The organism is Flavobacterium crocinum (assembly GCF_003122385.1).
GTDB classification, from domain to species: Bacteria; Bacteroidota; Bacteroidia; order Flavobacteriales; family Flavobacteriaceae; genus Flavobacterium; species Flavobacterium crocinum.
In genome coordinates, this window is record NZ_CP029255.1 from 4,882,421 (window position 1) to 4,895,200 (window position 12,780).

Annotated in this window: 7 protein-coding genes; all 7 read right to left on the bottom strand. The window is 34.2% G+C overall.

The genetic code is table 11. The annotated features are described in order from the left end of the window. Positions 1 to 232 precede the first annotated feature (232 nt). Positions 233 to 4,255: a two-component regulator propeller domain-containing protein gene (locus tag HYN56_RS20820; protein ID WP_240622607.1), complete on the bottom strand. Its 4,023-nt coding sequence runs from the start codon at positions 4,253 to 4,255 to the stop codon at positions 233 to 235. A 202-nt stretch (positions 4,256 to 4,457) separates the two neighbouring features. Further along, positions 4,458 to 5,045 (bottom strand): LutC/YkgG family protein, encoded by a 588-nt coding sequence (locus tag HYN56_RS20825; protein ID WP_109193950.1) that lies wholly within the window; start codon positions 5,043 to 5,045, stop codon positions 4,458 to 4,460. After that, entirely contained in the window at positions 5,038 to 6,438 is a 1,401-nt protein-coding gene (locus HYN56_RS20830; protein WP_109193951.1) for a lactate utilization protein B, read from the bottom strand. The genes HYN56_RS20825 and HYN56_RS20830 overlap by 8 nt, the downstream gene beginning before the upstream one ends. Positions 6,439 to 6,609: 171 nt before the next feature. After that, positions 6,610 to 7,350, bottom strand: coding sequence for a (Fe-S)-binding protein (locus HYN56_RS20835; protein ID WP_109193952.1), 741 nt, complete (start codon positions 7,348 to 7,350; stop codon positions 6,610 to 6,612). A 95-nt stretch (positions 7,351 to 7,445) separates the two neighbouring features. Next, a complete protein-coding gene (locus HYN56_RS20840; RefSeq protein WP_109193953.1) occupies positions 7,446 to 8,807 on the bottom strand; it encodes an FGGY-family carbohydrate kinase in 1,362 nt (453 codons plus the stop codon). 130 nt (positions 8,808 to 8,937) lie between these two features. Beyond that, positions 8,938 to 10,212, bottom strand: a complete 1,275-nt coding sequence (locus HYN56_RS20845; RefSeq protein ID WP_109193954.1) for a TIM barrel protein — start codon at positions 10,210 to 10,212, stop codon at positions 8,938 to 8,940. Between the two features lie 401 nt (positions 10,213 to 10,613). After that, complete coding sequence (locus HYN56_RS20850) at positions 10,614 to 12,755, bottom strand: bifunctional aldolase/short-chain dehydrogenase (RefSeq protein WP_109193955.1); 2,142 nt, start codon at positions 12,753 to 12,755, stop codon at positions 10,614 to 10,616. Positions 12,756 to 12,780 lie beyond the last annotated feature (25 nt).

The window sequence follows — 12,780 nt, forward strand, 5'->3', positions numbered from 1 at the left end:
CACTTCCAATGAGGGGTAAATTCGAAAAAAAAGGAGGTCAAAATTGCAATTAACCATTATTTTGGATTATTTTTTACAGAGTATTAAAAAATAACACTCTATTTTTGAAGATTATACAATTATTGAAAAAATAGCAGTTTTTAAACTAAATCGTTTAAGTTGCTTACAGAATTTTAAGTCTTAAATCGAAAAACAAGAAAATTATTCAATATTAAGAATAGATGCGGCACGACTATTTGATGACATTTAAATCTGAATTGAAAGAATTTTTATATTTTTTAATATATTCTGAAGGAGTCATTCCAAAAAGTTTTACAAACTGCTGTCTGAAATATTTAGGATCTTCAAAACCAACTTCGGCACTTGCTTGTGCGATATTCATTTCTTCAGTCAGCATCAACATTGCTGCTCTTCGAATTCTTAAGGAACGAATGAAAGCATTTAAAGTCTGTCCCGAAATAATTTTGATTTTGGTATAAAGCGTTCTGTGGCTCATTCCCATTTCAAGTGCAAAAGTTCTAATCGTAAAATCTTTTTTATGAATGTTTGCTTCTACAATATCAATACATTTTTTTAGCATTTGCTGATATTCTACCGGAACTTTCTGAGTATTTTCTTTTAGCGTTATGTTGTCCAGAAAATAAGCTCGTAAATTATGTCGATTTCTAAGCAAAGATTCAACACGGGCAGTGAGAATATCATCATCAAAAGGTTTGGTAATATAATCGTCTGCTCCTTCATTAATTCCCTGTAAATGGGTTTCAGGATTTTTGGATGCTGTCAATAAAATAACCGGAATATGGGATAAAGCATTATCTTCTTTAATTTTCCGGCATAATTCCAAACCATCCATTTCTTCCATTGTAATGTCGCTAATCACAAGATCCGGCATGTGTTTTTTGGTCATTTTAAGTCCTTCTTCTCCATTTTCTGCACTATAAACAATGTAATTATCCGAAAATAATTTGACTAAATAGGCGCGAATTTCTGCATTATCATCAATAATTAAGACAGTACGTTTTTCTGTTAACATTGTCTTTTTAAAATCGCTTTCAGAAACCGAGTTTATTATTGCTGGCTCTTCAATTTCATCTGGAATCAATTCGTCAAATAACTGGCTTCTCTGTGGTTTTTCGTCTGTTATTTCAGCATTTTCAAAATGGCTGTTTCCTTTTAAAAATGTTAATTTAAAAATACTTCCCTTTCCAGCTTCACTGCTACAGGTCACAGAACCTTTGTGTTTGTCCACAAAATATTTAACGATATAAAGTCCGATACCAAAACCAGTTCCTACGGAAACTTTAGAATTGATCTGCTTGAATTTTTCAAAAATAACGTCAATATCTTTTTTATCAATTCCGTCTCCGCTATCGCTTATTTCAAGAAAAACTTCATCATCATTTTCTGTTACTTTCAAATTGATTTCTCCTCCAACTGGCGTGTATTTAAAAGCATTTGACATTAAATTGAACAACGAAATTTCTATCTTTTCATAATCGCCAATAATCGTAATTTCATGCTCAGGAATAATGAAATTATAACTAATCTGTTTTTCTTTTGCCTGATTGACGAAACACTGATACACTTCATTAGAAAGAATATTTACGTTAATAGGAGACAAACGCAAGGAATCGGCATCGTTTTCAGCTTTTCTTAATAAAAGCAACTGATCAACCAAACTTAAAAGTCTTCTCGCATTTCGGTGCGCAATAGCCAAATCACTTCCAGCAGAACCATTTTCAACATTTTCTTTCTGAACCGCTTTTTTCAACGGATTAATAATCAGCGAAAGCGGCGTTCTAAATTCATGCGAAATATAAGTAAACATTGACGCCTGTTTTTCGGCTATCTCTTTTTCTTTTTTACTTTCGAGTTCGGCTATTTTTACCTTATACTTTAGTTTTTCTTTATTCTTATTATAATCAAGATATAAAAATAACATACCTCCAATTGCAGCTAAATACAAGGTATAGGCCCACCAGGTTCTGTACCAAGGTGGTAAAACGGTTACAGAAACTAAACTGACTTCTTTATTCCATCCGCCCTGGAAATTGGTTGTTTTTACTTTAAAAGTATATTTCCCTTCCGGAAGTCTGGAATAATTTGCTTTTCGGGTTTGTCCAACATAATTCCATTGCTCGTCCCAGCCTTCCAGAAAATAGGCGTAGTTTATTTTGTCTGAGTTGTTATAATCCAAAGCAACAAATTCTAATGACAATGTCGTTTGATCGTATTCTAAACTAACATCTTTTATTTTATCTGAATCAGTATCAACTTCTGCTTTACTTTCTTCAATCAACTGATTATTCACATAAAAATCAGTCAGTAAAACATTGTTCTTTTGATTAAAACCTTTTATGGCTTCAGGATAAAAAATATTAAAACCATTAATTCCTCCAAAAAGAAACTCTCCGGAAGAAAGTTTTATACCGGCATTAAAACTAAACTGATTACTCTGAAGTCCATCGTTTACAGAAAAATTACGGAATGTTTTACTTTTTTTATCATATCGGCAAATTCCGTTGTAAGTACTCATCCATAAGTTGCCGTATTTGTCTTCCAACAACCTTAAAACTGTATTTGACGGCAAACCATCATCAATCGTTAATCTTTTAAAATTATTTGTTTTTCGATCGAATAATAGCAAACCTCCTTCTTGTGTTCCAATCCAGAGATTTTTGTCTTTATCTTCATAAATACATCTTATAGGATTTCCGATTGCTTTTTTAGTAACTTTTCGGGTTTCTTTTTCGATAGATAAAAGTGAAGTATAATTTCCTGCCCACAATTTTCCGTCTGAAGTCTCTGTCATGCATTGCAGATTGTCAATATTTTTATCAAAAAGAATAAAATTATCTGTCTTGCGATCCAGGAAATATAATGAACCTTCATTTGTTGCACTTGCCCAAATATTGGCTTTTGAATCTTTAAATACAAACCAGATATTTTTTTCGGTTTGTTTGGTAAAAGTGTTATAACACGAATAATGTTTTACAGTATTTGTTTTCTTATTAATAAGATTGATTCCTCCTGCCCAGGTAGAAATCCAGATATCATTATGATCATCACGAATTATTCCGGTTATAAAAGGACTTGAAAGTGAAGTTCCGTAATTGGAATAAGTATTATTTTTTCGATCCCAATATTTTAATCCTGCACCATCTGTTCCCACCAAAAGATTCTTCTTTTCATCTTCGCAAAAAGATAAAATAAAGTTATCTGCAGGCTCTTTTGCATTGTATCGGATGCTTTTAAAATACCTAGGCGTATCACTCAGCATACTGATGCCACCACGAAGTGACCCAAACCATTTGTTACCCGATTTGTCTTCGTATAAACTCCAAACCGAATTACTCTTTGCTAATTGTTCATTATAAGAAATAGGTTTATTATTTTGATTGATATAAAAAATACCGAATCCGTCTGTGGTCAACCAGGTTTTTCCTTTTTTATCAATTAAAATATCTGTAACACTGCATTTATTGGTAAAATAATTTTCTGAAACTAAACCTGTCTTAGTATTCAATAAAAACAATCCTTCATCAGTTCCTAATAAAAGATTTCCATCAGCAGACAATTTCATTGCTTTTACTCCAATAGAAAGCGGAAATATTATTTTTAAATCTTTTGCCTTATAATCATAATTACAGACTCCCATATTTCGAACATACACCCAGCATCCTGATTTTTCTTTGTTTTCCTGAATAGCAATCGCGTCATAAGTATTAATGCTGATTCTGTTTCCTAAAGCATTTAACGAAATATGTTTTCCAATAAAAGAACCATTTTCAAAAGCCAATAATCCTAATTTTTGGGAAGCAACCAGTACCAATTGATCTGACACAGATCGCATCTGATGAATAATATCCTGTAAAACTTTTGTTTTTTTATCCTGACCTATATATCTAACGGTATGAAAGACGGCTTTCTTCTTGTCGTAAATACAAATTCCGCTGGTTCCTCCTATCCAAATATTGTTTTTAGAATCGCCTTCAATATTGTAGATTGTATTGAATAAAAGTGATTTTTTATCGTTGATTCTGTTTCTAAAAACTTTAAAATTATAGCCATCGTATCGGTTTAAACCATCATAGGTTCCAAACCACATAAATCCTTCATTATCCTGGTAAATAGAAATAATTGAATTGTTAGATAAGCCGTCAGATATATCAAGGAATTTGACTGGATAATCCTGTGAAAAAACCTCAGAAGAAAATCCTATAAGGAGTAGAAAATAGAGAACAAATGGTTTCAAAATGTACTTAGTTAGGGTCGGGTAATAAGTACAATTATAAGGTAATTTTAGGGAAAAATTAAAAAAAGAATGCAGAAATGACCAACATTCCTGCATTCTAATCAAGCTTTTATATTTAAGCTATTTTTTTTAATAAAACATTCCTTATAGAGTTTAAATTAAATGGGAATATTTTTATCAATAAAGAAGCTCAATCAACTTATTATTCTAATAAAAAAACAATCAATCCTCTTGCACCATGCGCGCCAAGAACTAGAGATTGTTCAATATCTGCTGTTTTTGATGGCCCTGCAATGAAAGTTCCAAAACCATATTCCATATTACCGATTCTGTCATAAGCTTGCTGCATCGTTGGCAGAATGTCTTTTTTATGAACTACAATAGCTAAATATTGTGCTATGAATGGCGCAACACGCTGACCTAATATATCATCTGTAACCCAAAGTCCACTGTTTTCTGCGACACCAAAATGCGCTTTGATAACCGTTAATTCAACATCCTGAAGCGAATGAGGATCAACTGTTTTCCAATCTAAAGACGCAATTTCAGAAAGTTCCGGAAGTGTTGTTATTAATCGTTTCTCCTGATTATAATTCAATTTGATGTAATTGATGATTTCATTATAATCAGCAACTTCAACAGGATCTCCTCCGATCCCTTTCAAAACCGTTTTATACGTTTCTATTATATCAAATTGTTCAGAACCTAAAAGTTTTAAATCTGGCAATTCTGCAAGTTCATTAGGCTGATTCGCTTTTATTCTTTTTAAAATTTCGCCTTTACTACTCATTTCCTTTTTCTTTAGATTCTCTCGAATTTTTCTTGTACCATTCTCTAAAAGATTCTTGTGGAACATCTGGCATTTCGCGCTGATCATACCATTTATTCATCTTATTGTTAACCATTCCGGGAATGTTCTTCATTACAAATCGTCCTGATTTTCCAGCAATATTAAAAACCGTTGGATTTGCCAGCACTGTTGCCATCGTTTTCATCGCCACCGTTTTTACCTTTGGCGTATGGCCTTCTTTTACCAAAACCTGACGCCATTTGTACAATTGGTCGTGAATATCAATTTTTACAGGACAAACATTCGTACATGAACCGCAAAGCGTACTGGCAAAAGGCAGATCAGCATTTTTGCTCATATCCAAGTTTGGCGCTAAAATAGAACCAATTGGCCCCGCAACTGCATTATGATAACTGTGTCCACCGCTTCGTCTGTAAACTGGGCAGGTATTCATACAGGCACCGCAGCGAATGCATTTCAATGAATTCCTAAAATCTTCTCTTCCTAATTGCGTGCTTCTTCCGTTATCTACAATTACGATATGCATTTCTTTTCCGTCTCTTGGCTTTTTGAAATGGCTTGAAAAAGTAGTAATAGGCTGTCCTGTTGCACTTCGCGCTAACAATCTAAGGAAAACACCTAAATGTTCTCTTTTCGGAATCAATTTCTCGAATCCCATGCAGGCGATGTGAACGTCTGCTAAATGCGCACCCATATCAGCATTTCCTTCATTGGTGCAAACCACGAACTCTCCTGTTTCAGCAACAGCAAAATTGACTCCTGTTAAAGCTACTTTTCTAGTCAAAAAAGTATTTCTCAAACTATGACGAGCAGATTCTGTTAAATACTGCGGATTAAAATTTCCTTTTTCTGTACCTAAATGTTCATGAAAAGTTTCACTTACATCTTCTTTCTTTAAGTGAATCGCTGGAAGCACAATATGGCTTGGTGGTTCTTTACGAAGCTGTACAATATATTCTCCTAAATCTGAATCGATTACTTCAATTCCTTTTTCAGCTAAATAATCATTTAAATGGCATTCTTCTGTAAGCATCGATTTGGATTTCACCATTTGCTTTACATCATGTTTTGCCAGAATAGAATGTACTATTTCATTGTGTTCTTTGGCATCAGCTGCCCAATGTACAATTATTCCGTTTCGTTGCGCATTTGCTTCAAATTCAACTAAATAATCGTGGATATTAGAAAGTACATTAAATTTTATTTGGGAAGCCGTTTCGCGAAGCAATTCCCAATCTGCTATTTGATGAGCTGATCTGTCTCTTTTCGCGCGAACAAACCAAAGTGTTTCATCATGCCAATTCACACGTTCTACATCTTTATTGAACTTTGTTGCGGCTTCGCTATGCTGTATTATTTTTTCTGATGACATTTTCTACTATTTAAAAGTCAATTTTGAAATGTTTATCATTGGTATGCTTTATTTAACCGCAAAGTTCGCAAAGGAAAAAGCGCAAAGTTCGCAAAGATTAAAATTAACTTTGTGAACCTTGCATAAAACTTTGCGAACTTTGCGGTTAAACTTTATACTCAACATCCGTTCTTAGTTTTCGAGTGAATTTAATATTTCTGCAATGTGAATGGTTTTGATTCTGCTTTTCTGCCTTTTTAGAATCCCATCCAAATGCATCAAGCAAGACATATCTCCACCTGTAATATAATCCACATCATGACTTTCATGATCTTTAATACGATCTTGTCCCATTTTTACAGAAACCGCTTCTTCAGTCACACAGAAAGTTCCTCCAAAACCACAGCATTCGTCTTTTCTGGTTAACGCAACTAAATCAAGATCTTTTATACTATGTAATAATTGTTCTGGTTTAGAGAAAAAAGGCGCATTTAATTCAGACATCTGCGAAAGCTTTAATCCACGCTGACCATGACAACTTACGTGCATTCCTACTTTAAAAGGAAATCTTCCGTCTATATGGTCAATTTTTAAAACGTCTGTAATGAATTCTGTAAGTTCGTAAACCGTATTTCGTATTGCTGTTGCTTTCTCTTCTTGTTTTTCATCGTGTAAGTGATCTTTCACATGCAAAACACAGCTTCCGGAAGGACAGACGATATAATCAAATCCAGAAAAATTGGCAATAAAATTAGCGTCGCATCCTTTTGTCAAATGTGCATAACCGCTATTTGCCATTGGCTGTCCGCAACAGGTTTGTCCCATTGGAAAATGTACGTCACAGCCTAATTTTTGAAGTAATTCGTAGGTTGCAATTCCTACTTTTGGGTAAAATTGGTCGACATAACAAGGTATAAAAAGTCCAATTTTCATATTGTAGTATTTAGTGTGTTGTTCATTAGGCGTATAAGGTAAAAATGTAAAAAATACGTTTTTCAGCAAATTTACAACATACAGACCGTTTTTACCTAATGTTTATAGAATTTCAAGTCAATTAAATCGTTCTGAATTGGTTTTGGATTCCAGTTTTCATGAATTGCCAATGCCGCGCCCAAAGCACTCGCCTGCGCCATTGAAGCTGCATAAACTTCCACATCCGGAAAAGCCTCTGCCAATAAATTCATGTAAATTGAATTTTTGCTGAATCCGCCATCTACAAAAATCTTTTTTACCGGACTATTGTGAACGACCAAATTAGTAGAGAAAAACTGTTGTTCTACCAAATCCAACATCAATTGATGGTAGGCTGTTTCGTAATCTTTAAACTGAGATAAATCTCTTTTTTGAAACGGACATGCATTTAAAATATCAAAATCATATTTCTTTGGATAGAAAATCTGATAATTCAGCGAACGTAAATTGGCTGTAATTTTTTTATCAAAATAAACCTCTTTATAAGTATCCACAGGTACTTTAAAGTGTTCTGCCAATCTTTTGGTTTGCACTTCATGTTCGTTTCCTGCAAACAAACGTGCCGCTTTAACAGGTTTGTTTGTGTATTGCATATAACACAGACAGTCGTGTTGTAACTCTTCAAAAGTCAACGGTTTATTATTAAAAGGATTCAGAGAAATGCTCCAGGTTCCAGTTGATAATAAAACGAATGGCTCAGTAAAGTTTATCGTATACGGAATTATTGCTGAAGAACTATCGTGAAGTCCTGTACCAATAGACAATCCTTCCTTTGTTCTGATAACATCTTTACCGTAATAAATTGGAGGTAATTTAGATGCAATTCCTTCATTTTTTAACCATTTATGATATTTCATTTTTTTGAAATTCCATAAGTTGGTATGACAGCCAATACTGGTAATATCAGCATAAGCTTCATTGGTCAAAAGAAAACTTAAAAACTGTGGCAAATGCAGACAGTATTTTACTTTCTCAAATAATTCTGGCTTTTCTTCTTTTAACCTGTAAATCTGCATTCCGGAATTCAAACTGCCTAAAACCGGAGAAGCTGTTTTTACAGCAAACTTTTCTTCTCCTTTGTATTTTTTATAAAAATCAGATTTTAATTCCTCCGGATAATCTTTCAGATAATTATACAGAGGAGTTAAAACTTTTCCGTTTTCATCTATATAAACAAAACTGGCTCCGTAAGTGCTGAAATTGATGGCTTTTAAAACATAATCAGTCAATTCTTTTATTTCTTCTAATCGGTCCAAAACCCATTTTTGAAGTACCTCTATATCTTCGCAGGGAAAACCATCTTCGTCTTTTGTTTCCTCCAGATTAACTGATTTTTCCCAGACAATTTTATAATTTTCATTAAATAAAAAAACCTTTTTGTTTGTTTTACCAATATCAAAAATCGCAACTACATTCATTTTTTTAATTAGAAGTTAGGAGTTATGGGTTATTCGTTAAGAGTTATTCGTTAGGTATGCTAAAAAGTTCAATATTCTGTACTTAAAACTCCTAACGAATAACCCCTAACTAATAACTTAATATCTCAAATTATAGGCCAGTAGCCATTGTTTTTAAACCTCTTTCTTCGATAAGATTTTGTCTTACCTGAAGTGAACGATATAATGCTACCGGATTTAAAGCTGCTCCCGAACGAAGACGAGCTTCTGCCACTAATGCACGAACATCTGTACGGAAAGCATTTTGAAGGATTTCCTGTGCTTTTACTACGTCATTTTCTTCCTGTGCTTTTTCTAATGCTTTTCTGTCAACAGAAAGTGCTTGTGCATAAGCAATCATAATCGCTTCAACAGATTGTAATAAATCTTCTAACGGATCTTTGATGTTGTGAGAAGCATCGATCATCCAGCCTAAATCTTTGGCGTGATTCATTCCTCTTGCATCCATTCCTTCTACCAATTCATTAAAAATCAAGAATAATTGGTATGGTTTTAATGCACCTGCAGTTAAATCATCGTCTCCATATTTTGAATCGTTAAAGTGGAAACCTCCTAATTTGTTTTCCATTAACAATAAAGAAACGATCTGCTCGATATTAGCATTTGGTAAGTGGTGACCTAAATCAACCAAAGTCTGTGCTTTGTCACCTAACTTTTTAACATACGAATAAGACTGCCCCCAATCTGCTACAGTCGTAGAATAAAAGTTAGGCTCAGCACATTTGTATTCTAAAAATAATTTCCAGTTAGAAGGCAATGCATCGTAGATTTCTTCTAAACTTTCTAATGTATTTTGGTATGCTTTTCTAAAGTTTAATTGTCCCGGAAAATTAGATCCGTCTGCCAGCCAAACTGTTAAAGACTCAGAACCTAATTCGATTCCGTGTTTAATTACTTCAATATTGTGAGCAATTGCCTGTTTACGAACTGCTTTGTTTACGTTTTGTAAAGAACCGTATTTGTAAGTATGTTCAGAACTAGCCTGATCTTGAAATGTATTTGAATTCATTGCATCAAACTTCAAACCATGCTGACCTGCTAATGTTTTAATTGCACCATAATTCGTTGGAATATCCCAAGGAATGTGAAGTGAAATCGCTCCAGAAGCATTGTTCAGTTTATGAAGCAATCCTACATCTTCAATTTTTTCTTCTAAAGAACGAGGCTCTCCTCCTCCTGCAAAACGTCCAAATCTTGTCCCTCCAGTTCCTAACGCCCAAGATGGAATTGCAATTTGGAAATCGATTAATTTTTGAATAATAGCTTCTGTTTCATTTATTTCTGAAGCTGTAAAAACTAATTTATTTTGATGTTTTTTTAATAAATCCTCATTATGAGAATCAATATGGTTTGATGAGATTAACATAGTTATTTATCTTTTTTATAGAGTTTACAATATATAAATTTTATACGTTTAGTATATTTTTTTAACACCTAGATTTTAGACGCTGATGACACGGATTCGCTATCGCGAAGACGCGGAAAAAAACGGATTTTTTTCATTGTAATGGATTTTTTGAAAATCTGCGCAAATCAGCGTTTTCGCGATAGCGAATCCGTTTAATCTGCGTTCTACGTGTTTACTATTTTAAACTTATAGATTTTATATAAGCCAAACTCTGGTTTTACTTCACTTTTTTGTTAAGTTTTTATTATTAAAGCCAATTGTTATAAGCTAAAAAAATCTAACGTCCGAAAGATTCGAACGTTAGACCACAAAAAACCACTTTTGCTTAAACAAACTTATATAAAAAACCTAAACAATCTTTATCTATAAAAGCCCATTGCAACGCCACCGTCTACGTTTAAGGCGTTTCCTGTAGATTTACCCAGTAAACCTCCAACAAAAGCATAACAAGCGTTAGCAATATCATCTGGCAATATGATTTCATTTAATAACGTACGTTTTGCATAGTAAGCCGGAAGTTCTTCCACTGTAATTCCGTATGCTTTTGCACGACCTTCTGCCCATCCTCCAGACCAAATATTGGAGTCTGAAATTACAGCATCAGGATTTACTGTGTTTACACGAATTTTATCTGCTCCAAGTTCTGCAGCCATTAAACGTGTTAAGTGCGCCTGTGCAGCTTTAGCCGAACCATAACCAGGGTTATTTGGACCAGCCACAACGGCGTTTTTAGAAACGATATTTACGATATCTCCTCCAAAACCTTGTTTGCGCATCACTTCGATTCCAGCTTTAGAAACAATAAATTGTCCTTTCACCAAGATATCGTACAATCTATCCCACTCTTCTAAAGTGTGTTCTGCAATAGATTTTGAAATACTGATTCCTGCATTATTTACCACAATGTCAACACCTCCAAAAGCCAAACAAGCTTCATCTAATGCTTTTTCTGTACTTACTTCGTCAGTCACATTTAATAAAGTGCTTGAAACTGCATCTTTTCCAAATGTTTTTGTAAACTCAGATGTAGCTCCTTGTAAACGTTCTTCGTTGATATCGTTGATTACAACACAAGCACCTTCCTGAGCGAATTTTTTAGCAATAGCTTTACCAATTCCGCCCGCAGAACCAGTGATCAAAGCCACTCTTCCTGATAATGCTTTTGGTTTTGGCATACGCTGTAATTTAGCTTCTTCTAATAACCAATATTCAATATCAAAAGCTTCTTGGTGTGGCAATGAAGTATATTCTGAAACTGCTTCAGCACCTTTCATTACGTTTACCGCATTGATATAATATTCAGATGCTAAACGAGCCATTGTTTTATCTTTAGCAAAAGTGAACATACCAACTCCCGGATATAAAATTACCACTGGGTTTGGATCACGCATTGCCGGTGAATTTGATTTTTTACATGCATTGTAATAGTCTTTATACATTGCACGGTATGCTTCGAATGCAGGAGTTAATTTTGCTTTAACTGCGGCAACATCTGACAAATCTTCGTTTGGATCTAATTCTAAAACCAATGGACTGATTTTAGTTCTCAAGAAGTGATCCGGACAAGAAGTCCCTAATGGAGCTAATTTCGCTAAATCATTAGAATTAATAAATTCTAAAACTCTAGTATCATCTGTATAATGACCAATCATTTGACGCTCTGATGAACAGAAGCCTCTTAAAATTGGAGCTACTTTTGCTGCTTTCAATTTGCGGTCTGCTTCTGGAAGGCTGTCAATTTTCTTTCCTCCAAAAACCGGACGTTTTTTACCGTAGTTATTTTCTAAATATTCAGCACATTTCTCGATTACTTCCAGCGTATTGATATAACTTTCGTATGCAGTATCTCCCCAAGTAAATAAACCGTGAGAACCTAACATAATACCACGTAATTGTTTACCGTTCTTAGCTGCTTCTTCTAAACAAGCTCTTAACTGAAGACCAAGATCGAAGCCTGGACGTTGCCAGCCTACCCAACCGATTTCTCCGTTGAATAATTCTTCTGTAATCTTCTTTCCATCTTTAGCAGCCGCAATTGCAATTGCTGCATCCGGATGTAAGTGATCAATATGTTTGAATGGAAGAAAACCATGTAAAGGTGTATCGATAGAAGGCGCTTTTGACGCTAAATCGAAAATACAGTGGTTGAATAATTCTACCATTTCATCTTCAAACTCAATTCCTCTGTAAACATTTTCAAGATTACGAAGTCTATCCAAATACAAAGCTGCACAACCCGATTTTGTTAAAGTTCCAATATCACCTCCAGAACCTTTAATCCACATTACTTCAGAAGATTCACCTGTTAAAGGATCTTTGTCTGTAATCTTTACAGAAGTATTTCCTCCTCCGTAATTCGTCAGTCTTAAATCAGCTCCTAATAAATTAGAACGATAAATAAAAAGCGCCACTTCATCACCCGCTAGTGCTGCAGCTTTTGCATCATCCCAAAGGTAGCTTACATGCTTAAAATTTGTATTAATTGTTTTTGTATTCGACATATACTTATATTATTTTCTTGTATTA